Here is a 25,484-nt window from a genome sequence, read left to right on the forward strand (position 1 = left end):
GGAGAAAGAAACACATGGCAGATAAAATGCTTATCGACGCCTCTCATCCCGAAGAGACCCGCGTTGTTGTTTTACGAAATAATCGTGTAGAAGAACTTGATTTCGAAACTGAGCACAAAAAGCAAATAAAGGGTAATATTTATCTAGCAAAGGTTATGCGTGTTGAACCTTCTTTGCAAGCTGCTTTTGTTGATTATGGCGGTAATCGTCATGGATTCCTGGCGTTTTCAGAAATTCATCCTGATTACTATCAGATTCCGCTTGCTGATAGACAGGCTTTATTAAAAGCTGATGCAGAAGAGCGAGAAAGTATTGAAAGTGAATTAGAAGGTGCGAAGTCAGAAGAAATTTCTGGATTAGAGGGTAATGATACTGAATCAGAAGCAGTAGAAAGAAGCACAGAGGAGTTATGTGTAGAAGCACAAGATCCTTGGAATCAGGTTGAGAAAGATAATCAAGTCATTTTTCCTGTTGAGTCGAGTCAACTCATTGAGGTTTCGCAGGAGAATTGTGATGAAATAAGAGTAGACTCTTTTAAAAATGAAGATGTCATGGAAGAGGTGACTGAGAACATTATTAAGAAGTCTCGTAAACAATATCGTATTCAAGAAGTTATTAAAAATCGTCAAATTTTGTTAGTACAAATTTTTAAAGAAGAACGTGGTAATAAAGGGGCAGCTGTTACAACTTATTTATCTTTGGCAGGTCGTTATTCTGTACTTATGCCTAATACTGAACGCGGTGAAGGTATATCACGTAAAATAACTAATCCAAACGATCGCAGACATCTCAAGGAAATTGCGCGTGGGCTTGAAATTCCACAGGGTATGGGTATTATTTTGCGTACAGCTGGTGCTAGTCGTACTAAAGTTGAAATCAAGCGTGATTTTGAATATCTCATGCGTCTTTGGGAAAAGGTGCGCACCTTAACTTTGAACTCAACAGCGCCATATTTGGTTTATGAAGAGGGGAACCTCATCAGACGCTCAATTCGAGATCTTTATAATAAAGATATATCTGAAATTATTGTAGCGGGTCAAAGAGGATATCGTGAAGCGAAAGACTTTATGAAAGTTCTCATGCCGAGTCATGCTAAAGTAGTGAAGCTATATAATGATGTGAGTCCAATTTTTGCTCGATCTGGCATTGAAGCTCAGTTAGATCAGTTACTACAAGCGCAAGTAATTCTCCTTTCTGGTGGATATATTATTATTAATCAAACAGAAGCTTTAGTTGCTATTGATGTTAATTCTGGTCGCTCCACTAAGGAGCATTCCATAGAGAACACGGCTTTACAAACGAATTTGGAAGCCGCAGAAGAAATTGCACGTCAATTACGTCTTCGAGATTTAGCAGGTTTAATTGTTATTGATTTTATTGATATGGAAGAAAAACGTAATAACCGTAATGTTGAGAAAAGACTCAAGGAGAGTTTAAAGCATGATAGGGCGCGTATTCAAATAGGATGTATATCACATTTTGGCCTTTTAGAAATGTCTCGTCAGCGTATTCGTTCATCTGTGATAGAAAGTGCAATGCAAGTTTGTGATCATTGTGCAGGAACGGGGTATGTACGATCTCAATCTTCGGTGGCGTTAAGTGTCCTTCGTAGTATTGAGGAGTACTTACTACAAAACACTACTCATGATATTACGGTACATACAAAGTCAGAAGTTGTTCTTTATTTGCTTAATCATAAGCGTTCTGTTATTATTGATTATGAAAAGCGGTTTGGTGTTTCAATAACTATTATAGTGGGTTCACAATTAGGAAATCAATTTTTTCTTATTGAAAAAGGAGCTGCAGTTCAAAATCCAGTAAAGATTGAACCTTTGGTGAATTTTGAAAACTTTGAAGATAATGAGGATATTAATCCTGATCTTGATGAAGTTGGAGAAAATTTAAGTGATGATGTTCACGTTGATAATGACAATGTAAAAGTTTTACATCAAAGGAATAGTTCTGAGAGTTTTAGTCAAAACGGGAAGCCTAGCCTTGAAATAGACGGATTAAATGCAGAGGAAAGAAAAAACGAGGAAGTCTCAGATATAGCCGTTAGTACTCCATTACGAAGAGGACGACGAAGGCGTAGTAGAAATGGAAGGCGTCGCAGTGGACAAGAAGAGAAAATTAAAGTGGACTGTGATAATAATAATTTAAAGATTAACAAGTCTAATGATATAAACAATAATGTTATTGTCAGGGATGTATTTTCTAAATCTGAAAAAAATGGACTTATTTCGGAAGTCGTTCATGATGATGGAGCTGAGTTAAGTAAGGGATCTTCACAAGATATGTTTGTTAATGAAAGCAATGAAAAAATAAACGAGATTCCTATACTTTATAAGCAAGATAATTCTTTTAAGATTCAACAAGAGTCTCACTTAAAAGAAGAAAAGAATATATTAAGAGTTTCAGAAATCCAAAAAGAAGATGTTTTTTCCGAAAAACATTCTCTCTTTGAAAAGGCAATACAGCCAATAATATCAGAAACTTCTTCTAGTATTGAGAATGAAAAAAATGAAGAAATTCAACCCAAAAAGCAAAGTTGGTGGAAGCGGCGTTAGCAAGCCTGTTCAAGAGAAAAAATCTTGTATTTAAAATATTAGTTGATTCTGCTTGTGGAAATCAAAAATTACAACAAACGCCAAGGAAGCTGTTTCTTTGATATTTGTTTAGAAACGACAACCGAAGAGAATTATGGATGAATTCTGAATACCTTTCAGGAGGGGATACTGCTTTTTTTAAAAATGGGAATATGTTGGTAATACCATTATTAGTCGAGAATGATTTTATATTGAAATATCTTGTGCATTTTTATCATCATTTACGATATTAGATAGAAATCTTATATTCAGTTTATCGGTTACTTGCTTGTTGTATTGTTGATAGTATCATGTTTTGGTAAGTAACTTTTATTGAAAAAGTGAGACATATGTTTGTAGAATTTAGGTTTTAAAATAATAGGATTAAATATTTAAAGACTGATAATTTGTATAAAAAATTACCTTTTTATCAACTAAATATATCTAGTTTCTTTAGATAAGAGTTGTTATGAGCTTTTTTTGTTTGTGTTTATTTAAAAAATTTTGAAAAGCAGGCTCAGGGAAATTTAAATGCCTAAGCAGGTGATGATTGTAGAGGATAATGAGCTTAATATGAAGCTCTTTAGAGATTTAATTGAAACATCTGGATATGAAACAATTCAGACAAGAAATGGTATGGAAGCCCTTGATCTTGCTCGAAAGTATCGACCTGATCTTATCCTGATGGATATTCAGCTCCCAGAAGTTTCTGGATTGGAAGTTATTAGGTGGTTGAAGGAGGATAATGATCTCTATGTTATTCCAATTATAGCTGTAACTGCTTTTGCAATGAAAGGGGATGAAGAGAGGATTCGTCAAGGAGGTTGTGAGGCCTATGTTTCTAAACCTATTTCAGTTCCTAAATTTATTGAAATGATTAAGATATATATTGGAGACGCTTGAATAATAGATATCTCAATTCTTGTTAGGTGAATTTATAATGACAAGTCGAGTTCTTATAGTAAGTGATATTCAGAACAGAACTAAGATGCTTGAAGTTTATCTTAGGAAAGAATATTTCGAAGTCATAACGGTGTTGAATGCCCTTGAAGCTTTGGCAATGTGTCAATCTGTAAAAATTGATGTTATTGTGATTGATGTGAATATTTTTGATGCTTTTGAAATATGTGAAAGAATAAAGTCTTATTATTCTATTCCAATTGCGATGATTGTCAAAGATTGTGAGCAGTTAAGTCGTCTTAAAGGATTAAAATCCAGTGTAGATGATTTTTTAATTGAGTCAATAGATGATTTACAGCTTATTTATCGGATCAATAACCTTTTAAATTATAAAAAGTTGATTGATGAGGTACATTTTTTTTCTCAGAAGTTTGGGTTTCAGAGTATTGAAAGTTTTTTACATTCTAGAAGAGATCGTTTGGAGATACCAGATCTAATTCTTCTTATGGATGTACATAGATCTTCTCAAGAAGATCTTGTTAAATTATTAAAACCAATAGGAGATGTAGTTGTTTTTTCGGAATTGCAAGCTGAAGCCTATGCGGCTATTGAGCAATATTTTGGGTTAATTATTGTCAATACAATAGGTGCAGATTTTAATTCCCTTCATTTGTGTTCCCAATTGCGTTTACTGGAAAAGATACGGTTTGTTCCGGTTTTGCTTATTATAGCGCCAGATGATTTGAAAAATGCTTTAAAGTCATTAAAATTAGGTATGGATGATTATATATTGTATCCAATTGAGCCTAATGAATTCATAGTTCGTTGTTTGATGCAGATTCGCCGCAAACGATTACAAGAAGTTTTGATAACAGTTATCAAAGAAACAGTTCAACAACCCATTACCGATCCTTTAACGGGACTGAAGAATCGAAATTATCTCGAAAATTGTCTAGATGACCTTTTTAATCTTGCTCGCTTAGAAGAAAGATCCCTTTCTTTAATATTAACTGATATTGATAGGTTGCAAGCGATCAATGGCATATATGGTAATACAGCAGGTGATAATTTATTGTGTGAATTTGCTTCTAGGGTTTGTGCGGTAGCCTGTTTTGATGATATCATTTTTCGTTATGAAGAGGATGGATTTTTGCTGGTTATGCCCAACACGCCTATTGAATTAGCGACTAGTATAGTTAATATACTTCGTATGTCTATTGAAAATACACCTTTTATTTTATTGCCTGATTTAAAAAGATCAATAACGGCTTCTTTTGGAGTTTCTTCGATTAGCAAAGACATGAAATCGTCTCAACATCTTTTAAATTCAAGTATTTCTTCACTACATCAGGACAAGCTAATTAACAAGCTGGTGCTTACTTAGCATTTAAGATGTTAGTAATAAAAGACATATTTTAACCATAAATATATATTGTAATCTTAAAATACAATTTAAGGGATTGATCTTTATCTTTATCAGATCTAATAAACAAATATAAGGAGGCTTTTATATCCTTAAATCCCCGTGATGCTTAGGTTCACCGCATCCCCTTAGCTCTCGGGTTAGTCGGCCAATAGATACATACAAACAGCTCCTCGTGCTGATTAAGTCTATTGGTCGGCTTTAATTTCTTAAAGTACTTATATCTTATACAAGAAAAGGAATCTTAGTCAAGAAAAACTTAATATTTAATATATGGAAATGATAACTTTTTTTAACATTGGATATGTACCAATGTGAGTTCTGTATATTAAAGGGTTCAATAATTCATTTTATTTTTGCTTCTTTAAACTCCACGTGCTTCCTTATGGAAGGATCATATTTTTTTTTGGTCATTTTATCAGTCATAGTACGGGAATTTTTTTTGGTTACATAAAAGAAACCAGTACCTGCTGAGGAAACAAGCTTAATTTTTATGGTAGCTGCTTTTGCCATATTTCTCTGCCTTAAATAATTATATGCATGCTAATGGAAAGTAAGATTTTTATCTTATATCAATTTAATGCTATGAGTGCTTTTATATAAAGTCAAGAAAGATTGATAATTTGATGTTCAAAAATTTTTTGCGTGCAAATATCTATACTTTGCTAGGACTATTTTTATTATACTAGTTGTATTATTTTTTTGCTTTGATTTGATATATTGGTATCGTGAATTTTCTTTTTAAGATCTTTAATTATATAAAGGATTTTTCTGTTTGCTGAATGCTGGTTATTGGGTATATGAATCATGTATATTTTCGAACATTGGTGTGTTAAAAGCAGGAAAAATGATTATATAAAAAATCAATCTGGATGATTTGAGTTCTATGTAGATAAAAAAGAAGTTTGTATATTTGGACTATAAAATAGGGTCATGAATTTATGTCTTGAATCTTTCTTTGATGAAATTTAAAAAGATATATTTTTTATTATGATAATTTTTTTATAATTAGGCTATCTTAAAATCTTTTTAGTTTTTTATGTGATCTAATTGAAAATTAGTTCTTTAATGGAATAAGAGGTAAGTTTTGTTAGATGTATATCATCTCAAGAATTATGGTTTCATTTTTAAGTTTTTTGCTTACTAGCTGCAGCTTTGTTGTGATGAGCCCTGAGGGAGATGTTGCTCGTCAGCAAGCTGATTTAATTATTATAGCTGCAGCTTTAATGTCGTTGGTGATTGTTCCTGTCATAATACTCACATTGTTTTTTGCTTGGAAATATCGCTCTTCTAATAAGAAAGCAGATTATGATCCAGAGTGGCATCACTCTACCACTTTAGAATTTTTTATATGGTCTGTACCGCTTTTAATTATTATGGTTCTCGCAACAATTACTTGGAAAGCTACTCATCGTCTTGATCCATATCGTCCTTTAGATAGAATTGATGCTTATAGGCCTCTTAATCAAGAGATAAAGCCTTTGGTTGTGGAGGTTGTTGCTTTGGACTGGCAATTTCTTTTTATATATCCTGAACAAGGGATAGCTGTGGTTAATGAATTGGCAGCGCCAGTAGATCGTCCAATAGAATTTAAGATTACGGCTTCATCTGTGATGAATTCTTTTTACATTCCTTCTCTTGCAGGCCAGATTTATGCTATGCCCGGTATGCAAACCAAATTGCATGCTGTTATGAATAAGGAAGGTGTTTATGATGGCTTTTCTGCTAATTACTCAGGAAAAGGATTTTCAGGGATGCGCTTTAAGTTTCATGGATTATCTGAAAATAGGTTTGGTCAATGGATAAAGAAGGTGCGTGAGCAAGGATCTCTTCTTGATCGTACAGAATATCTTGAGTTGGAAAAGCCTTTGGAGAATGGACCGATACGGTATTTTTCTGTTGTAGAGATAGGTCTTTATGATGCTATTCTTAATCTTTGTGTTCAGCCGGGAAAGATGTGTATGAATGAAATGATGCATATTGATATGATGGGAGGAACAAGCTCAAAGAGCTTTGAGAATTTAAAAGGAATTGAGTATGATAACCGTCGTAATAAGCAGTATCATGAAGACTGATTGATGAAGATTAGCTTATGAAATCCATAAAACTTATAAACTATGACTGTTTTCTTTTGAGTGTAGCTTTATAATGGAAGAATTTTGCTAGTTTATGATTTTTGTGATTTTGGTTGTGTAAGAATTTTTATAAAATTCTAGAGATATTAAGGCAATATCAATGCTGAGTAAAGTCGAGTTTCTTAATTTTGTTTTTGGGCGGTTGACGCTTGAATCTTTCCCTTATAAAGAGCCTATTATTCTAGGTACTTTTATTGTTGTAGCTTTGGCTGGTACTGCTGTTGTTTCAGCCATCACGTATTTTCGACTTTGGAAGTACCTATGGCAAGAATGGTTTACCACAGTAGATCACAAAAAGATTGGTATTATGTATGTAGTCCTTGCATTAGTAATGCTATTGCGAGGTTTTGCTGATGCTATTATGATGCGTTTGCAACAAGCTATTTCATCAGGTGGAGGTGTTGGATATCTTAATCCTCATCACTATGATCAGATATTTACTGCTCATGGCGTGATTATGATTTTTTTTATGGCTATGCCGATAGTTACTGGCCTTATGAATTTTGTCGTGCCTTTGCAAATAGGTGCACGCGATGTTGCATTTCCGTTTTTAAATACCTTTTCATTTTGGATGACAGTTGCTGGTGCGGTGATAGTGATGCTTTCTCTTTTTGTGGGAGAGTTTGCTCGTACCGGATGGTTAGCCTATCCTCCGTTATCTGGTATAGATTATTCTCCTGATGTTGGGGTTGATTATTATATTTGGGCTTTTCAGGTTGCTGGTATTGGAACCACTTTGTCGGGAATAAATTTGCTTGTTACTATCATTAAGATGCGGGCGCCAGGAATGGTTATGATGAAAATGCCTGTATTTGTTTGGACATCTTTTTGTACGAATATTTTGATTGTAGCTTCTTTTCCTGTTTTAACAGCTACTCTTGCGCTTCTTTCTCTAGATCGTTATGTGGGTACCAACTTTTTTACTAATCATCTTGGTGGGAATCCAATGATGTATATTTACCTTATATGGATTTGGGGGCATCCAGAGGTATATATATTAGTTTTGCCAGCTTTTGGAATATTTTCCGAAGTTGTATCAACTTTCTCTGGTATACGTCTTTTTGGATATACTTCAATGGTATATGCTACCGTGGTCATAACGATATTGTCTTACGTTGTATGGTTGCATCATTTCTTTACTATGGGATCCGGAGCTAATGTAAATGCTTTTTTTGGTATCACTACTATGATTATTGCTATTCCTACCGGTGCAAAGATTTTTAATTGGCTGTTTACGATGTATCGGGGAAGGGTACGTTTTGAAGTTCCCATGCTTTGGACGATAGGTTTTATGGTAACTTTTGTAATCGGTGGAATGACAGGTGTGCTTCTTTCTGTTCCTCCTGCTGATTTTCTATTGCATGGCTCATTATTTCTTATTGCGCATTTTCATAATACTATAATTGGAGGTGCAGTTTTTGGGGTGTTTGCTGGTATTGTGTATTGGTTTCCGAAGGCATTTGGTTATAAGCTTGATCCTTTTTGGGGTAAACTATCTTTTTGGAGCTGGTTCATTGGCTTTTACTTCGCCTTTATGCCGCTTTATTTTCTTGGATTCAAGGGTGTTACGCGACGTTTAAGTCAGTTTGAAGATCATTCCTTGCAGATTTATTTTATAGTAGCTGCTTTTGGGGCTTTTCTTATAGGTGTTGGTATAGTGTGTTTTTTAATGTCATTTATTATGGCTTTTTTAAAAAGAGACCAACTACGTGATGAGAATGGAGATCCTTGGAATGCTCGTACTTTGGAATGGTCTATTGCTTCTCCGCCACCAGAATATAATTTTGCTTTTACGCCTATAGTTTATGAAATTGATGCTTGGGCTGACATGAAGAAACGAGGTTATAATCGTCCAGAGAGTGGCTATTTGCCAATTCATATGCCTAAAAATACTGGAACAGGAGTCATTTTATCAGGGTTAAGTGTTATATTTGCTTTTGGTATGGTGTGGTATATGTGGTGGTTGGCAGTTATTTCTTTTATAGCTATTATCGCGGTTTCTATTTTTCATACCTTTGATTACAGTCACGGTATTGAAATTCCTGTGCATGAAATAGAGGATAAAGAACGTAAGCTTAGAGTGAAATATTCGTCATAATAGAGATGGAAATGATCAATATGAAAAATAGAACTTTTCCAAGTTCAAAGAATTTTTTAAAGTTTTATGTAACAGAAGAGCCAAATGACAATCATGCTAACCATGAAAGTGGAACAGAGCTTGGTTTTTGGATATATCTTATGAGCGACTGCATTTTATTCGCAGTTTTATTTATTGTTTATTCTGTACTTGGTCGCAGTTATGCCGCTGGTTTTTCTCCAGTTGATCTGTTTGATCTTAATAACATTCTTGTTGCAACTTTTTTACTATTATTTTCATCTATTACATATGGTTTTTCTATGTTAGCTAGCGCAGAAAGAATAAAAAGTAAGACAATCTTCTGGCTTTGTATCACAGCTTTTTTGGGGATTTGTTTTTTAGTAATGGAATTCCATGAATTTCGTCATATGATTTTTGAGGGAGCAACACCTCAACGGTCTGCTTTTTTATCCTCTTTTTTTGCTTTAGTCGGCACGCATGGTTTGCATGTTTTTTTTGGGCTTATTTGGCTTTCTGTTCTGATAGTTCAGGTTTTGAAGTATGGTCTCATTTCAGATAACCAGCGTCGTCTAATGTGTTTGTCAATGTTTTGGCACTTCCTTGATTTGATTTGGATAGGTGTTTTTTCTTTTGTTTATCTTATTGGAGTGATTTAATGGGCATTTTAAAAGAAGACAATAGAAAAGTTAATAAGAATCATCATCATATGGGTTCCTATCGTGATTATATAATTGGATTTTTTCTTTCAGTTTTTCTAACAATTATTCCTTTTGGAATAGTAATATTTAATGTCTTTCAAAATCAGAACGTCACTATATTTATTATTCTTGTGCTAGGCTCTATACAGGTCATAGTTCATCTCATATATTTTCTTCATATGAGTCCTAAATCTGAAGATGGTTGGAGTATAGCGGCCATGATTTTCACGGCAATTGTTATTATTATTTGTTTTGTTGGTTCAGTTTGGGTTATGTATCATCTTAACAATAATATGATGCCTGTCAGTAACGGAATGATGCATAAGATGCACTAAGAAGATTTCTTTATGGGATATGTGAATGTTATAGAAGGCTGTTGTTTAGGTATTCAAAAAACACTAAGGCTATTCGGTCTCGATTTTAATATCTTTAAAATTTTAGTAGTAGTGGTCTTTTATTGTAATATGGCTATGATTATTAATCCCACCATTCATGGAAATGATGAAGGGAGATTCCTGTATGACTAATTTTTAGTTTTTTAGTGGACTCTAAAGATTTATATAAATAAGTTTTTGCTTTGCGTGCAGCATCAAGTATTGTTTCTCCTTTTGCTAAGTAAGCTGTAATTGCTGCTGATAATGTACAGCCAGTACCATGAGTTTGAATTTTTTTAATTCGAGGAGAAATAAGACGCTCAAAAGTTTTTCCGTTAAAGAAAATATCGACACTCTCTTCCGGATTATGAAAATGACCCCCCTTCAACAAAACAGATTGGGCTCCGAGTTTTAAAATTTTTTCTGCTTGTCTTTTCATGGAAGCTTCGCTGAGAGCTTTTTCTTCTCCTGTAAGAAATGCTGCTTCTTCAAGATTAGGTGTGAGCATTAATGCTAATGGTAACAATTCTTTTTTAAAAACTGAAATATTTTTTTTGTCTAGAAGAATATATCCAGAACTAGAAATCATAACTGGATCTATTATCGCCATATTTTTAAAACGTGAGAGACCTTCAGCAATAGCGATAATGTTTTTTTTAGACGAAACCATGCCTACCTTCACTGCTTTGATAGATAAACCTGTAAAAACTGCTTCCATTTGTTCTGATACCATGTGTGATGAAACATTTTCTATTCTACGAATAGTTTTGATATTTTGTGCAGTAATTGCAGTTATTACAGTTGCTCCATAAACACCTAAAGCTGAAAAAGTTTTTAAATCTGCTTGTATTCCTGCTCCTCCGATACTATCAGATCCTGCTATGGTTACTGCATTAGCAGTCATGATTTTTTCTTTCTAAGGTGGTATCAATAATTTCTCTGAATGAACGTGTAGAAATAGCAATATCAGAAGTAGAAAATATTGCTGATATTATTGCTATGCCATCTGCTCCTGCTTGAATTAACAATGGTGCTCGTTGTTTATTAATTCCAGAGATAGCTCCGATAGGAAGATCCGGTCGTGCTTTTTTAATTTTTGTATATAGTTTTTTAAAACCATCAACTCCAATAGGGGGATTGGGATTATATTTAGATGTTGTTTCAAATATACCGCCAATACAAGCATAGTTGATAGGAGATTCGATTGCTATCTGAGCATCAAGATCATTTTTTACTGTTCTTCCTATAATTGCAGTTGGGCCGAGAATACGGCGTGCAATATTTGGTTCTGGATCATTTTCTCCAAGATGCACTCCATGCGCACCTACTGCCAACGCTACATCTATACGGTCATTTATTACGAGAGGAATATTTGTTTCAGAAATCGCTTTTATAATTGAGGTGGCAATTTCAATCATCATGCGAGTTGAATTCTGTTTATCACGATATTGGATAATAGTTGCGCCATTCAAAGCAGCAATTCTTGCCATATGAGAAAGATTCCCTTGAAGAGAAGAATCAACGATAGCATTTAATCTAAAATCAATTTTCTGCATAAAATCCTCACTAATGGATCAGTTTCTTTTTATATTGTATAAGTTCCAAGAAATTAACTGTATTTTTATACAAGCTATATCTCCAAAATTCTTTATAAAAGATAGCATTTACATTTTTTTTAGAATATTAATGTATTTCTTGGAAAAGGATAATACATAATATGTAATAATAATTTTAGTGTATGTTGGTTTATATGTATTAAAATCAATTTTTAAGTGATGATATATAGTTCACATAGCATGATTAGTTATGTATAATATATTTCCTTTAGCCTGTGAGGCTATTTAGATTATAATTATTACATTAGGATTATATATGCCCAAAGAAGAAGTTCTTGAGTTTTCTGGTATAGTTTCTGAATTATTACCAAATGCTACTTTTCGTGTTCATTTAACTTCAAATGACGAAATGGTTGATTTAAAAAGTGATGGTGTTGAAGTTATTGCGCACACTGCAGGTCGTATGAGAAAAAATAGGATACGCGTGTTAGCAGGAGATAAAGTAATTGTAGAAATGACGCCTTACGATATGAAGAAAGCTCGTATTACGTATCGTTTTAAGTAATGATAATGAATGTAAGGAAGTATAAGCTTATTTTAGCTTCAATTTCATTGAATAGACTGGAGCTTTTGAAACAAGTTCGAATTAATCCTTATAAGGTTCTCCCTGTCGCAATTAATGAAACTCCAAGAAAACAAGAGCAACCAGATTTATTAGCTCTTCGTCTTGGAACTGAAAAAGCTGCAAAAGCCAAAGCTCTTCTTGAGGAACATGAAAGTGATGATGTTTTTGTTTTGGCAGCTGATACAGTTGTATCGCTTGGTCGTCGTATTATTCCTAAGCCAAAATCTAGGGAGGAGGCTTGTGATATTTTGAATTTTCTTTCAGGTCGCAAGCATACCGTTAGTACGGGGGTTTGTCTTATATCTCCTTCAGGACAAAATAGAAAGCGGTTAGTTGTAACAAAAGTTTTCTTTAAGAGGCTTTCCTTTTCTGAAATTCAGAGCTACGTTAACTCAAGTGAGTGGAACGAAAAACCAGGAGGTTATGCTATTCAGGGGTTTGCAGGTTGCTTTGTTCGGAAATTATTGGGCTCCTATTCAAATGTAGTAGGTTTGCCACTTTATGAGACAGTATTATTGCTTTCAGGGGAAGGGTTCCCTGTTTTTTCGGATTAGCTTGAAGTATTATCGAATGGTAGAATTAAAAAGAAAAATACATCCATGTCCAGAATGTAAGAAAATGTCAGAATATAAATATTATCCGTTTTGTTCAGAGCGATGTCGTTTATTAGATCTTTCGCGTTGGTTTTCTGGTGATTACATAATAAAACTTTCGACACATGAGGGGGGTGTTGATGAAGATTGTAAAGATATTGCTTTGTAAGTAAAATGATAAAAAATAGAGTCTTCAGAAATAAAAGGTTGGGATCTTTTCTATAAAATGGAATTAACTTCTAGACAGAAGTTATGAAAATGTTATGTTAAGATAAATAAATCAACGCCCAGATAGCTCAGTCGGTAGAGCAACGGACTGAAAATCCGTGTGTCGCTGGTTCAATTCCTGCTCTGGGCACCATCACTAAAATTGTTGTTTACTAATATATGTGATGTTCGTGTATATGTTGTTAGATAAAAAATAATTTCCTATATTTAATTTGAGGGTTCATTTAACAATAAGGGGTTTTTTGAATAATGAGTTTATTATCAAGTTTTTAATGTTTTATGAGAGTACTGTGAGTTAAGAATATATTAGAATTTTAAAAAGGTGGTAGGTACAAGGTCAATTGCATAACTTTTAGGTTTCTATAAGGAATATAAAGCATTCAGTTATCAAACAGCTATTTTGCAGCCATTATGTTAGTAAGGACAATAAGGTTATTTTTATAGAGCTGATGGTATTTAGTACAGACTGGTTAAATAGTATATAAGATCGGTATATAAAATTATCTTTTTATTTAACAATGAAAAATTATCCTGAAATTATATGAATCTTACCTTTATAAATCTTCAGGTAGCTTCTTGGAATAGCAAGCTTTTGTTTGTTCTTCTGATTGGAGTTGCTTTTCTTGCTCAGTCAACTGTACAGGTGAAAGCTATTGAGCCAGTCAAGATTTCTCGAAATGATAGTGCTTTAGATTTAACACATGCAACTGAAATTTATTCCCATAAAGGTGAAGCATTTCAAGTTTCTACAGCCTTGGATTTTGATGGGATACGTCGGCGAATTGAAGTCCGTTCATCAACAATTGGACATCACGGTGATTGGGCAGTTTTTGCATTAGCGAATACTTCGGACAGTCAACTTGAGCGTGTAATATCTGTCCCACATTTTCGATTTGTGGGATCACAAATTTTCTGGCCAGACCTTGGATCAAGACGTATTACCTCTATTACTCCTTCGGAAGGATTTTCTTTGGATCGTCTTCCTAGCCCAGATACAGATTTATTTCGTATTACAATAAATCCTGGTTCTATCGTTACTTTTGTTGCTGAATTAACTTCGCCAAATATTCCTCAAATATATCTTTGGGATCCGGATACTTATAAAGATACAGTGAATGCTTTTACATTGTATCGAGGGATTGTGCTTGGGATTGCAGGACTTCTTGCTGTATTCCTAACAATTCTTTTCGTTGTTAAAGGTACATCTATGTTGCTTGTTACAGCAACATTAGCATGGGCGGTTCTTGGATATATTTGTCTTGACTTTGGATTTCTTTCTAAGCTTATAAGTTTGTCTTCAGTAGATCCTCGCATTTTGCGTGCTTGTTCTGAGATAGCTTTATCATCTTCTTTGATTATTTTTCTTTTTACATATCTTAATTTAAGTCGCTGGTATACCCATATTGGATATATTACCTTAACATGGATTTGTTTTCTAATAATATTATTGGGTGTATCTTTTTACGATCCTTCAATAGCGTCGGGTATTGCTCGTATCTCTTTTTCTGTTGCTGTTTCTGCGGGTATCGTTTTTATCGTTTATCTTGGATTCAATCGCTATGATCGTGCTATTCTTTTAATTCCCGCGTGGGCACTTATTACGGTATGGTTGATTGGAGCCTGGATGGCAGTAACGAAACGTCTAGACAATGATATTGTACAGCCAGCGCTTGGCGGAGGATTAGTCCTGATTGTCCTTTTAATAGGTTTTACTGTTATGCAGCATGCATTTGCTGATAGTAATGTTACGCAAGGACTTTTTTCAGATTTGGAGCGTCAGTCACTGGCAATTGTTGGTTCTGGGGATACTGTATGGGATTGGGATGTAGCACGTGATAAAGTTATTACAATACCAGATATTTCCACTAAATTTGGTTTTGTAGAGGGCTCTATGCATGGCCCAGTACGTAATTGGGTTCCATATATTCACCCAGATGATAGGGATTGTTTTCAAACAACTCTTGATGTTCTTCTAGAGCATAGGCGTGGACGTTTAAATCATGAATTTCGTATTCGTGCAGATGATGGTCATTTTCATTGGTTAACAATCCGTGCTCGTCCAGTTTTAAATACAAATGGAGAAATACTTCGTTGTGTTGGAACTATCAGTGATGTAACAGAACAAAAAAATTCAACCGAACGGCTTCTTCATGATGCACTGAATGATAATCTTACTGGATTGCCAAATCGACAAGTTTTTATTGATCGTCTTGCAACGATTTTGAATTTAGCGGTAAATGACGATTATCTACGTCCGACTGTTATCATTTTAGATATTGATAAGTATAAACAGATTAATGATTCATTGGGTATAGCTATTGGTGATAATATATTAGTTGCTTTGACAAGGAGGCTTCGTCGCTTACTCAAACCTCAGGATACTCTTTCAAGGTTATCTGGAGATAAGTTTGGAATTATTTTAGTTTCAGAAAAAGATCCGGCAAAAATAGCAGATTTCACGAATGCTTTGGGTAGAGCTGTTATGATGCCGGTTCATTTTACAAATGGTGAAATTATTTTGAATGCATCTATTGGTTTAAGTAGTTGGATGGATGTTCAAGTTACGGCAATAGATATGCTTAATGATGCAGAATTAGCAATGTATCGTGCTAAACATGCAGGAGGAAATCGTATAGAGGCATTTCGTCCTGCTTTCAGAGCTTTTGGAGTAGACAAATTACATCTTGAAGATGATTTGCGTCGCGCAATAGAAAACTTTGAATTGCATCTTGTTTATCAACCTATTGTCCGTCTAACAGATGGCGAAATTGTTGGTTTTGAAGCTCTATTGCGTTGGGATCATCCGAAAAGAGGGAATATTCCTCCTGCTGAATTTATACCGATTGCTGAAAATTCAGATATTATAAATGCAGTTGGACTATTTGCATTAGAACGTGCTGCCACAGATCTTATGAATTGGCGTGATCAAGCTGGTGATCCTCCAATTTTTATATCTATTAATGTTTTTAGTGTACAATTATTGACTAATGAACTTTACGAAGATATTCGTGCATTAATTTCAAAAACCCTTTGTTCTCCAGAGAAAATTCAATTAGAAGTTTCCGAATCAATGGTTATGGAAAATCCTGAGCAGGCAAGACTTGTTCTTTCAAAATTGAAGGAGATAGGGATTGGTTTAACACTTGATGAGTTTGGGACTAGATATTCCTTACTTTCTTATCTCACACGTGTTCCTTTTAATACAATAAAAATTGATCGGTTTTTAGTTAAAGATGTCAGAGAAAATCGTGCTATTATACTGCGTTCAATTATTTCTATGGCACAAGATTTAGGTATGCAAATAATTGCAGAAGGTATTGTTAGTGAACAGGATACGAAGGAACTGGCAAGGATGGGCTGCAGTTATGGTCAAAGTTACCTGTTTAGCCCTCCAATGGGGCCAAATTCTGTGTCACGATTATTAAAAGATCAGTTCCCAATTATTAAAAGGGCTTGATTTAAATACGTATCTTGTCAAAAGAACTTATAATTAATTGTTCGCATCAAGAGGTTCGATTCCTTGAATTTTTCCATTTCGATCAAGCTTGATTTTTTCAATGCGATCTTCTGCTGAAGATAATAATGCTTCACAATGCCTTTTTAAAGCATCTCCACGTTCATAAATAGCAATTGATTCATCAAGGGCAACATCTCCACGTTCTAGTCTTTCAACAATATTTTCAAGTTCTGAAATAGCTTTCTCAAAAGAAAGATCAGATAAATTATTTTTGTCTTGGGTATTATTCATAATAAATTTTCCCATAATTCATATTTATTTCACAAATCATCATAACCGTTTTTTAGAAGGCATCAGGGAAGTGTTTTGGTAAATTCCATGGAATTACTGCGATAATATCACAGCGATATGAAAAAGCATGGAAATCTTTATGTGTTGCTAACCAAGCTTTACCAGCACTACGGATGCGTTCTTGACTAAGATACGAGACAGCATTAAGAGCATCTTTTACATTAGATCTTGCTTTAACTTCAACAAAAATTACTAATTCCTGTCGAAAAGCAATGATATCAACTTCTCCAAAAGAATTACGATGACGAAATGCCATAATTTTCCAACCTTTTAACATTAAGAAAATAGCAGATAAAAATTCTGCTCGTAGTCCATATCGCAGTGCTTGATGACGATTACGACGAAGCATTTACGATCTCCTTTTCTAGGAGACGTGTATAGAGTTGTTTACGAGGCATACCTGTAATTCGTGCTGCAGTGCTTGCAGCTTTTGCTTTTGACATCTTCTGGTATAATGAATATAAAAGCTTGTCTACCTCTTCTTCGTTTAATGGATTCGGTTGTTTATCAGGTGGGCCTACTACCAGAACAATTTCTCCTTTTATTTGAGTTTTTTCTTTATAAATGAGTTCGAGATTGGAGAGAGTATGGCGTTGAAATTCTTCATATATTTTTGTCATTTCTCGACATACTGTTGCAAAGCGCTCCCCTCCTAATATTTCTGAACAATCTTTTAGGGTTTCTTTAAGACGGTGAGGGGCTTCAAATAGAATAAGTGTAGAAGGAATAGATGCCAGAGTTATTAATAGATCACGCTTTGCCTTGCGTTTAGCAGGTAAAAAGCCTGCAAAAAAGAAAGATTTGTTCGATAATCCAGAAGCTACTAATGCTGCTAAGGGTGCTGACGGTCCAGGAATAGGAATAATTCGATATCCTTTCTGTATAGCAAGATATACAAGATGATATCCAGGATCAGATATTAAAGGTGTTCCAGAATCTGAAACCAAAGCTATTGAAGCTTTTTCCTGTAAAGCATCAAGAAAATATTTTGCCATTTTATGAGAATTATGCTCATTATAAGTGTATAACTTAGCTTTTATACTATAACGATCCATAAGGATACTTGTTAAGCGAGTATCTTCACAGGCAACTATGTCAACGTTAGAAAGAACTTTTAATGCTCGTATTGTGATATCTTCTAGGTTTCCTATGGGCGTGGATATAACATAAAGACCTGATTCTAAAGGTTTTGAATCAATATTTTTATCTATCTGCAATAGATTTTTGTGATCAGGATTGATATTTTTTTGTTCCATAATAACATTGTGTTAATTTTTATAATAATAAACGAACATATCAAATTAAGTTAATCGTGTATATAATACTATAAAAGATCTAACTCTTTGAGTTCTTATAATAAAGAAAGTATGAGTTTGGAGTTCGTGTATAATCTTGAAGGATAATATATATTACACAATGGCTTCTCTAATTATGGTGCGTAACTCATCAATAGGACGTAATTTTCCGATATCATCAAAATGCCAGAAAGTCCATCCATTACAAACTTCTAGACCACTTACTTTAGCACCAACTCGATGAATGGAGCCTGTTTCAATACCAGAAACTAAGGTGCCATCAACACGGACAATAGCTTTAATAGTTTGTCGAGCATCTGTTAAAACTTGCCCTGGTTTTATTAAGCCACTTTCTACAAGTACATTAAAAGCGATACGAGGCTGAGATTTTTTACCTTCCATAACTTTTAATTCAGTAAATTCAAAAGGCTTAACAGCTTCAATACGTTGAGTTGCTATATCAATATAAGCTTGTTCTCGTTCTATGCCAATAAAATTTCGACCAAGTTTTTTAGCAATAGCTCCTGTTGTCCCTGAACCGAAAAAGGGATCCAGGATAATGTCTCCTGGTTTTGTAGATGCTATGAAGATACGAGATAAAAGAGCTTCTGGCTTTTGAGTCGGGTGTGCTTTTTCTCCATCTTTGTTTTTTAAACGCTCTGAACCATTGCATATAGGAAATATCCAATCTGAGCGCATTTGAATGTCATCATTGGCAGCTTTCATAGCATCATAATTAAAAGTATAGCATTTCATTTTAGGTGACGAAGAGGCCCAGATAAGGGTTTCATGTGCGTTTTGAAAACGTCTGCCTTTAAAATTCGGCATTGGATTTGTTTTACGCCATATTATATCATTAAGAATCCAAAAATTAAGATTTTGTAGCATTGTGCCAATACGGAAAATATTATGATAAGATCCTATTACCCATAAAGTTCCATTGGGTTTAAGGACTCTTCGACAAGCCAGTAGCCAGGCACGCGTAAAGGCATCGTAAGCCTCAAAAGATGTAAATTTATCCCATTTATCATTGACAGCGTTTACAAGGGAGTTGTCAGGCCTATATAGTGGTTTTTCTAATTGAAGGTTATAAGGGGGATCTGCAAAAATAATATCAATAGATTTTTCTGGTAACGATTCTAAGACAGAAATGCAATCACCTTTTATTATCTTATTAACGAAAGAGAGAATTTTTTCTTCATTGTTGGAATTGATTTCAGGTAGATTAAGCTTTTCTTTCCTCATAAGGCCACTCTTTACACACGTTCAGTAGATGCCTTTATATGGTTACTGAAGTTCGTTTATAAATAATTAAATTAAACGTTCGTTTTAAAATTAAATGAAATAGTGTTGCCTCTCTCTGGAGAAGCCTTAACAAAATTCTTGGAAAATTTTATTTATTAATTTTTTTTGAAGTTCCTTATTTGCATTTGAGAAAATATTGCTTTAATATTTTGTAGTAATAAATAAAATTAGGATAACATAAATATGAAGTTTAATAATTTTCTGGGCGTATTGTTTGTTTTTTTATTTTCGTTTTCTTATGGTGCATGTTCAGATATTGTTATAGGGGTTATAACTCCAATTACTGGTCCTTTAGCAATTTATGGAGAGCAGGTTAGAAATGGAGTGCAAGAGGCTGTTTTAGATATTAATAATAAGGGAGGGATTCTTGGAAACAAGGTCATTATAAAAAATGTAGATGATGCTGGTGAGCCAAAGCAAGGAGTATCAGCAGCAAATCAGCTTATTAGTGAAGGAGTCCAGTTTGTTATAGGCCCTGTTATTTCAGCAGTATCGTTCCCTGTTTCAAATATTTTGAATGATAGTGGTGTCTTAATGATTACACCTACTGCAAGTGCTGTAGATTTAACTACGCGTGGCTTAAAAAATGTTTTAAGAACTTGCCAGCGAGATGATGAGCAAGGAAAATCTGCTGCAAAATATGTTCTTTCTCATTTTAAAAATTCTAAAATTGCCATTATTCACGATAAAACTGTTTATGGAAAAGGTCTTGCTGATATTTTTAAGAAGACTCTAAATGAATCTGGAGTCAAGGAACAGTTGTATGATTCAATTAATCCTGGTGAAAAGGATTTTTCTGTAATTATTTCTCATTTTAAAGAAGCCAATATAGATGTTTTATATTTTGGTGGTTATCCGGCTGAAGCTGGTATTATTCTAAGGCAATTTGTTGATAAAGATAAACATCCGGTTTTTATAGGGCCAGACTCTCTTTTGAGTAGTGAATTATGGACAATCGCTCGTGATAATTCTGAAGGTGTTCTTTTTACTAATAAAGTAAATTTTAAGGATAATCCTGCTTATGCTGATATTATTAACAATTTTAAATCTCGAGGTATACCTTTAGAGCCTTTTACATTTAATTCATATGCTGCTGTTCAGGTCCTTGAAGCAGGTATTAAAAAAGTAGGGATTGATAAGGGAGTGGATGCTATTTCTGATGCTATTAAGCATTTTGGGCCTATTGATACAATTATAGGTACAATAGTCTATAAGGAAACAGGAGATATTGTATCGCAAGGATATTCAATGTATACATGGAAAAAGGGAAAAATACTTGATTTAGGGAAAATATCATAAAGTGGGGGGAATGGTATTTTTATCTAAAATAAAAATACCATTTTCTTTTTGAATATTTTTGATTTTTTCCATTGAATCTTCTCTTGATATAATGCGCTTGTATCTCGTATAATGTTTTTATTAAAACTATAATCACTGGAATGATTCATGGAATATGTTTCAACTCGTGGGGAAGCTCCTTCTCTTGATTTCAGTAATGTAATACTTAAAGGCTTGGCAGAAGACGGTGTCTTTAGATGCTTCAAAAATGGCCTGTCTTTTCAAAGAAAGAAATTAGAGCTCTTCAAGGCTTAAGTTATCAGGAAATAGCATTTTTTGTACTTGAAGCCTTTATTGATGGTGAAATTACATCTGAAAAACTTCAAATGATCATCCAAGAGTCTTATAGAAATTTTCGGCATAAGACAATTACTCCACTTTTACAGATAGATGCAAATAGTTTTGTACTTGAGTTGTTCCATGGACCAACTTTAGCTTTTAAAGATATTGCTATACAGCTTTTGTCTCGTATTATGAATTATATACTTCAGGATGTAAATCAATATTGCATTTAGAAAATATTGATTTACTATTTTGTAGTAATAAATACAATTTAGGATAACATAAATATGAAGTTTAATAATTTTCTGGGCGTGTTGTTTGTTTTTTTATTTTCGTTTTCTTATGGTGCATGTTCGGATATTGTTATAGGGGTTATATCTCCAATTACTGGTCCTTTAGCAATTTATGGAGAGCAGGTTATAAATGGCGTGCAAGGTGCTGTTTTAGATATTAATAATAAGGGAGGGATTCTTGGAACCAAGGTCATTATAAAAAATGTAGATGATGCTGGTGAGCCAAAGCAAGGAGTATCAGCAGCAAATCATCTTATTAGTGAAGGAGTCCAGTTTGTTATAGGCCCTTTTATTTCAGCAGTATCGTTCCCTGTTTCAAATATTTTGAATGATAGTGGTGTCTTAATGATTACACCTACTGCAAGTGCTGTAGATTTAACTACGCGTGGCTTAAAAAATGTTTTAAGAACTTGCCCACCAGATGATGAGCAAGGAGAATCTGCTGCAAAATATGTTCTTTCTCATTTTAAAAATTCTAAAATTGCCATTATTCACGATAAAACTGTTTATGGAAAAGGTCTTGCTGATATTTTTAAGAAGACTCTAAATGAATCTGGAGTCAAGGAACAGTTGTATGATTCAATTAATCCTGGTGAAAAGGATTTTTCTGTAATTATTTCTCATTTTAAAGAAGCCAATATAGATGTTTTATATTTTGGTGGTTATCCGGCTGAAGCTGGTCTTATTCTAAGGCAATTTGTTGATAAAGATAAACATCCGGTTTTTATAGGGTCAGAACCTCTTTCGAGTAGTGAATTATGGACAATCGCTCGTGATAATGCTGAAGGTGTTCTTTTTACTGGTACATTAAATTTTAAGGATAATCCTGCTTATGCTGGTGTTATTAACAATTTTAAATCTCGAGGTGTGCCTCTAGAGCCTGTTACATTTAATGCATATGCTGCTGTTCAGGTCCTTGAAGCAGGTATTAAAAAAGTAGGGATTGATAAGGGAGTGGATGCTGTTTCTGATGCTATTAAGCATTTTGGGCCTATTGATACAATTATAGGTACAATAGTCTATAAGGAAACAGGAGATATTGTATCGCAAAGATATTCAATGTATACATGGAAAAAGGGAACAATAGTTGATTTAGGAAAAATATCATGAAGTGGAGAATGGTATTTTTATCTTAGATCAAAATACCATGTTCTTTTTAAATATTTTTGATTTTTCCCATTGAATCTTCTCTTGATATAGTGCGCTTGTATCTCGTATAATGTTTTTATTAAAACTATAATCACTGGAATGATTGATGGAATATGTTTCAACTCGTGGGAAAGCTCCTTCTCTTGATTTAAGTAATGTAATACTCAAAGGCTTGGCAGAAGACGGTGGTCTTTATATGCCTCAGAAATGGCCTGTCTTTTCAAAGAAAGAAATTAGAGCTCTTCAAGGCTTAAGTTATCAGGAAATAGCATTTTTTGTACTTGAAGCCTTTATTGATGGTGAAATTGCATCTGAAAAACTTCAAATGATCATCCAAGAGTCTTATAGAAATTTTCGGCATAAGACAATTACTCCACTTTTACAGATAGGTGCAAATAGTTTTGTCCTTGAGTTGTTCCATGGACCAACTTTAGCTTTTAAAGATATTGCTATGCAGCTTTTGTCTCGTATTATGAATTATATACTTGAGGATATAAATCAATATATTACAGTAGTAGGGGCTACTTCTGGAGATACAGGGGCGGCAGCAGTTGAAGCATTTGCAGAAAATAAAAGAGTTGAGGTTTTTATTTTATTCCCTAAAGACAAGATTTCTTTGGTCCAGCAAAGGCAGATGACAACTTCAAAAGCACGTAATGTGCATGTTATTGCTATAGATGGAAATTTTGATGATTGTCAACGATTAGTGAAAGAAATGTTTTCTGATATTTCGTTTAGGGAGGCAGTAAATTTATCAGGAATAAATTCAATTAATTGGGCACGTATCTTAGCTCAAATGGTTTATTATTTTGCTGCTGCTGTTGCTCTTGGTGCCCCTGATCGAAATGTATCGTTTAGTGTTCCAACTGGAAATTTTGGAGATATTTTCGCGGGTTATTCAGCAAAACGCATGGGACTGACAATTGAAAATCTTATCTTGGCAACAAATAATAATGATATTCTTGTTAGAACACTTGAAACAGGTTTATATAAGACAACTCAAGTCAAACCCACAATCTCTCCTTCAATGGATATACAAGTTTCTTCTAATTTTGAAAGGTTATTGTTTGAAGCGAGTAATAGAGATGTTCTTTTGGTAAATAACGCCATGATATCTCTTCAAAAAAATGGATTTTTTAAATTATCTTCTGATCTGTTAGACAACATAAAGCGTGATTTTTATGCTAAAAGTGCATCTGAAGATGATACAAATGAGGCAATTCGTTCTACTTTAGAATATTCTGGATATCTTATTGACCCACATACGGCTACCGCGATTTATGCGGCGTCTGAATATCAGAATAGTTCAGTTCCTTTGGTGACTCTTGCTACAGCGCATCCATCAAAATTTCCTGCTGCAGTAGAAGCTGCTGCAGGCATCAAGCCAAGGCTTCCTGTATGGTTAGAAGATCTTATGGAAAGGAAAGAGAATTTTGAGATTCTTAATAATGATATTATAGCAATCAAAGAGCTTATTTATTCTTATAAATTAAAAGAGAGATTATTATGACTGTTAAAATTAGCAAAGATCCTTCTGGGTTGACTATTATAAGCGAAATGCTTCCTCATGTTGAAGGATTATCTATTGGCGTATACATTAAATCTGGATCTCGTGACGAAACACAAGAGGAACACGGGATAGCTCATTTTCTTGAGCATATGTTATTTAAAGGAACTTCTCGTCGCAGTGCAAAGAAAATCGGAGAAGAAATTGAGAGTGTGGGAGGGTATATTAATGCATATACTTCTAAAGAAGTTACCGCTTATACTATTAACATTTTAAAAGATGATATCTCTTTAGCTGTTGATATACTTGGAGATATGTTAAGTAATTCTTTACTTGATCCTGATCACATAAACCATGAAAAAGATGTTATTTTAGAAGAAATTGGTGAGACAGCAGATGATCCTTGGAGTGTTGTTTATCGTAAATTCTCAGAGGTAGCATGGCGTAATCAGGTTATTGGGCGATCAGTTTTAGGAACAAAAGAAAGTATTTTATCTTTCACATCAGATAAGATACGCGCTTATATGTCACGTAATTATGTAGCAGACCGTATATTTATAGTCGCTGTTGGAGGAGTTGATCATAATTTTCTTGTGAAGAAAGTAGAAGAATGTTTTAATATTAAGTCTAGTTCTACGATTGTACGCAATCTGGTTCCATCTTATTATGTAGGTGGAACAGAAATTTTAAGCCGTGATCTTTCAGAAGTTCATGTAATGATAGGTTTTCTAGGCTGTGCTTATCAATCTTCTGATTTTTATTCATCCTTAATTTTGGATAATATTCTTGGTGGTGGAGGTATGTCTTCGCGTTTATATCAAGAAATTCGTGAACGGCGTAGTTTATGTTATTCGATCTTATCAACTCATGAAGCTTTTTCTGATAATGGTATTTTTTATGTTAGTGCGGCTACCAAAAAAGAAAATCTTTCAGAGTTGATGTTTTCAATCTTTGAGGAATTATATCGTATATGCCAATCAGTAGGAGAAGAAGAAATTTCTAGGGCTTGTGCACAAATTCGTGCCCGATTAATCATGGGAGGAGAAAACCCTTCTACTCGTGCAGAAGAAATTGCTGAACAGATAATGTTTTATGGGAATCTTATTCAGAGACAAAAAATTATAGAGAAATTATCGTGTATTACTTGTAAAGATATAACTGATTTAGCGAGTCGCTTTTTTTGGGATAAAAATCCAACTATTTCGGCTTTGGGACCTATAGAAACCTTGCCTTTGACTGACCATCTCACAAAAAAGATTTCATCTTCAAAGACAAAATAAGTTGTTTATTGA

24 protein-coding genes and 1 tRNA gene are annotated in these 25,484 nt (G+C 34.0%); 18 read left to right on the plus strand and 7 right to left on the minus strand.

Annotated elements, in window-relative coordinates:
* The first annotated feature begins 14 nt into the window (after positions 1-14).
* The 3 genes from B488_RS00375 (at position 15) to B488_RS00385 (ending at position 4,869) form a co-directional block, all read left to right on the plus strand.
* A complete protein-coding gene (locus tag B488_RS00375) occupies positions 15-2,567 on the plus strand; it encodes an Rne/Rng family ribonuclease (protein WP_015272495.1) in 2,553 nt (850 codons plus the stop codon).
* Positions 2,568-3,116: 549 nt separating this feature from the next.
* Positions 3,117-3,488, plus strand: a complete 372-nt coding sequence (locus tag B488_RS00380; protein ID WP_015272498.1) for a response regulator — start codon at positions 3,117-3,119, stop codon at positions 3,486-3,488.
* Between the two features lie 37 nt (positions 3,489-3,525).
* Positions 3,526-4,869, plus strand: a complete 1,344-nt coding sequence (locus tag B488_RS00385) for a diguanylate cyclase (RefSeq protein ID WP_015272499.1) — start codon at positions 3,526-3,528, stop codon at positions 4,867-4,869.
* A 384-nt stretch (positions 4,870-5,253) separates the two neighbouring features.
* Here the strand turns inward: B488_RS00385 and rpmG are convergent, their stop codons facing one another.
* A complete protein-coding gene (rpmG, locus tag B488_RS00390; RefSeq protein WP_015272500.1) occupies positions 5,254-5,421 on the minus strand; it encodes a 50S ribosomal protein L33 in 168 nt (55 codons plus the stop codon).
* Between the two features lie 602 nt (positions 5,422-6,023).
* Here rpmG and cyoA point away from each other — a divergent pair.
* The 4 genes from cyoA (at position 6,024) to cyoD (ending at position 10,174) form a co-directional block, all read left to right on the plus strand.
* Complete coding sequence (cyoA, locus tag B488_RS00395; protein WP_144049221.1) at positions 6,024-6,983, plus strand: ubiquinol oxidase subunit II; 960 nt, start codon at positions 6,024-6,026, stop codon at positions 6,981-6,983.
* Positions 6,984-7,143: 160 nt separating this feature from the next.
* The gene (cyoB, locus tag B488_RS00400; RefSeq protein WP_015272502.1) at positions 7,144-9,141 is read left to right on the plus strand and encodes a cytochrome o ubiquinol oxidase subunit I; all 1,998 of its coding nucleotides are present in this window, start codon (positions 7,144-7,146) and stop codon (positions 9,139-9,141) included.
* Positions 9,142-9,152: 11 nt separating this feature from the next.
* Complete coding sequence (gene cyoC / locus B488_RS00405; protein ID WP_144049177.1) at positions 9,153-9,797, plus strand: cytochrome o ubiquinol oxidase subunit III; 645 nt, start codon at positions 9,153-9,155, stop codon at positions 9,795-9,797.
* Positions 9,797-10,174: a cytochrome o ubiquinol oxidase subunit IV gene (cyoD, locus tag B488_RS00410; RefSeq protein WP_015272504.1), complete on the plus strand. Its 378-nt coding sequence runs from the start codon at positions 9,797-9,799 to the stop codon at positions 10,172-10,174. Before cyoC ends, cyoD begins: the two co-directional genes overlap by 1 nt.
* 142 nt (positions 10,175-10,316) lie before the next feature.
* Here cyoD and thiD read toward each other — a convergent pair whose 3' ends face one another.
* Complete coding sequence (gene thiD, locus B488_RS00415; RefSeq protein WP_015272505.1) at positions 10,317-11,117, minus strand: bifunctional hydroxymethylpyrimidine kinase/phosphomethylpyrimidine kinase; 801 nt, start codon at positions 11,115-11,117, stop codon at positions 10,317-10,319.
* Positions 11,107-11,769 (minus strand): thiamine phosphate synthase, encoded by a 663-nt coding sequence (thiE, locus tag B488_RS00420; protein ID WP_015272506.1) that lies wholly within the window; start codon positions 11,767-11,769, stop codon positions 11,107-11,109. Before thiE ends, thiD begins: the two co-directional genes overlap by 11 nt.
* A gap of 316 nt (positions 11,770-12,085) precedes the next feature.
* On the opposite strand from thiE, the gene infA reads away from it, so the two are divergent.
* The 5 genes from infA to B488_RS00445 all read left to right on the plus strand — a co-directional run bounded on the left by infA (position 12,086) and on the right by B488_RS00445 (position 16,672).
* Positions 12,086-12,334: a translation initiation factor IF-1 gene (gene infA / locus B488_RS00425; protein ID WP_015272507.1), complete on the plus strand. Its 249-nt coding sequence runs from the start codon at positions 12,086-12,088 to the stop codon at positions 12,332-12,334.
* 5 nt (positions 12,335-12,339) lie between these two features.
* Positions 12,340-12,948: a Maf family nucleotide pyrophosphatase gene (locus B488_RS00430; protein ID WP_041770867.1), complete on the plus strand. Its 609-nt coding sequence runs from the start codon at positions 12,340-12,342 to the stop codon at positions 12,946-12,948.
* A gap of 16 nt (positions 12,949-12,964) precedes the next feature.
* Complete coding sequence (yacG, locus tag B488_RS00435; protein ID WP_015272509.1) at positions 12,965-13,156, plus strand: DNA gyrase inhibitor YacG; 192 nt, start codon at positions 12,965-12,967, stop codon at positions 13,154-13,156.
* A gap of 116 nt (positions 13,157-13,272) precedes the next feature.
* Positions 13,273-13,348: transfer RNA gene (locus tag B488_RS00440), tRNA-Phe, on the plus strand.
* Between the two features lie 408 nt (positions 13,349-13,756).
* Positions 13,757-16,672, plus strand: a complete 2,916-nt coding sequence (locus B488_RS00445; protein ID WP_015272510.1) for an EAL domain-containing protein — start codon at positions 13,757-13,759, stop codon at positions 16,670-16,672.
* A 33-nt stretch (positions 16,673-16,705) separates the two neighbouring features.
* Here the strand turns inward: B488_RS00445 and B488_RS00450 are convergent, their stop codons facing one another.
* The 4 genes from B488_RS00450 to B488_RS00465 all read right to left on the minus strand — a co-directional run bounded on the left by B488_RS00450 (position 16,706) and on the right by B488_RS00465 (position 19,563).
* Positions 16,706-16,963: an exodeoxyribonuclease VII small subunit gene (locus tag B488_RS00450; protein WP_015272511.1), complete on the minus strand. Its 258-nt coding sequence runs from the start codon at positions 16,961-16,963 to the stop codon at positions 16,706-16,708.
* A 52-nt stretch (positions 16,964-17,015) separates the two neighbouring features.
* Positions 17,016-17,372: a YraN family protein gene (locus B488_RS00455; protein ID WP_015272512.1), complete on the minus strand. Its 357-nt coding sequence runs from the start codon at positions 17,370-17,372 to the stop codon at positions 17,016-17,018.
* Positions 17,359-18,279: a 16S rRNA (cytidine(1402)-2'-O)-methyltransferase gene (gene rsmI, locus B488_RS00460; protein ID WP_015272513.1), complete on the minus strand. Its 921-nt coding sequence runs from the start codon at positions 18,277-18,279 to the stop codon at positions 17,359-17,361. The genes B488_RS00455 and rsmI overlap by 14 nt, the downstream gene beginning before the upstream one ends.
* Before the next feature lie 153 nt (positions 18,280-18,432).
* Positions 18,433-19,563, minus strand: coding sequence for a site-specific DNA-methyltransferase (locus B488_RS00465; protein WP_015272514.1), 1,131 nt, complete (start codon positions 19,561-19,563; stop codon positions 18,433-18,435).
* 243 nt (positions 19,564-19,806) lie between these two features.
* Here B488_RS00465 and B488_RS00470 point away from each other — a divergent pair, with 243 nt between their 5' ends.
* The 6 genes from B488_RS00470 to B488_RS00490 all read left to right on the plus strand — a co-directional run bounded on the left by B488_RS00470 (position 19,807) and on the right by B488_RS00490 (position 25,472).
* The gene (locus B488_RS00470; RefSeq protein WP_015272515.1) at positions 19,807-20,922 is read left to right on the plus strand and encodes a branched-chain amino acid ABC transporter substrate-binding protein; all 1,116 of its coding nucleotides are present in this window, start codon (positions 19,807-19,809) and stop codon (positions 20,920-20,922) included.
* 147 nt (positions 20,923-21,069) lie between these two features.
* Positions 21,070-21,216: a hypothetical protein gene (locus B488_RS07370; RefSeq protein ID WP_280109464.1), complete on the plus strand. Its 147-nt coding sequence runs from the start codon at positions 21,070-21,072 to the stop codon at positions 21,214-21,216.
* Positions 21,159-21,476, plus strand: coding sequence for a PALP domain-containing protein (locus B488_RS00475; protein ID WP_015272517.1), 318 nt, complete (start codon positions 21,159-21,161; stop codon positions 21,474-21,476). Before B488_RS07370 ends, B488_RS00475 begins: the two co-directional genes overlap by 58 nt.
* 54 nt (positions 21,477-21,530) lie before the next feature.
* Entirely contained in the window at positions 21,531-22,646 is a 1,116-nt protein-coding gene (locus B488_RS00480) for a branched-chain amino acid ABC transporter substrate-binding protein (RefSeq protein ID WP_015272518.1), read from the plus strand.
* 145 nt (positions 22,647-22,791) lie between these two features.
* Positions 22,792-24,195: a threonine synthase gene (gene thrC, locus B488_RS00485; RefSeq protein WP_015272519.1), complete on the plus strand. Its 1,404-nt coding sequence runs from the start codon at positions 22,792-22,794 to the stop codon at positions 24,193-24,195.
* A complete protein-coding gene (locus B488_RS00490) occupies positions 24,189-25,472 on the plus strand; it encodes a M16 family metallopeptidase (RefSeq protein WP_172792753.1) in 1,284 nt (427 codons plus the stop codon). Before thrC ends, B488_RS00490 begins: the two co-directional genes overlap by 7 nt.
* Positions 25,473-25,484: the final 12 nt, after the last annotated feature.

It is taken from the genome of Liberibacter crescens BT-1, from assembly GCF_000325745.1.
Taxonomy (GTDB): domain Bacteria; phylum Pseudomonadota; class Alphaproteobacteria; order Rhizobiales; family Rhizobiaceae; genus Liberibacter; species Liberibacter crescens.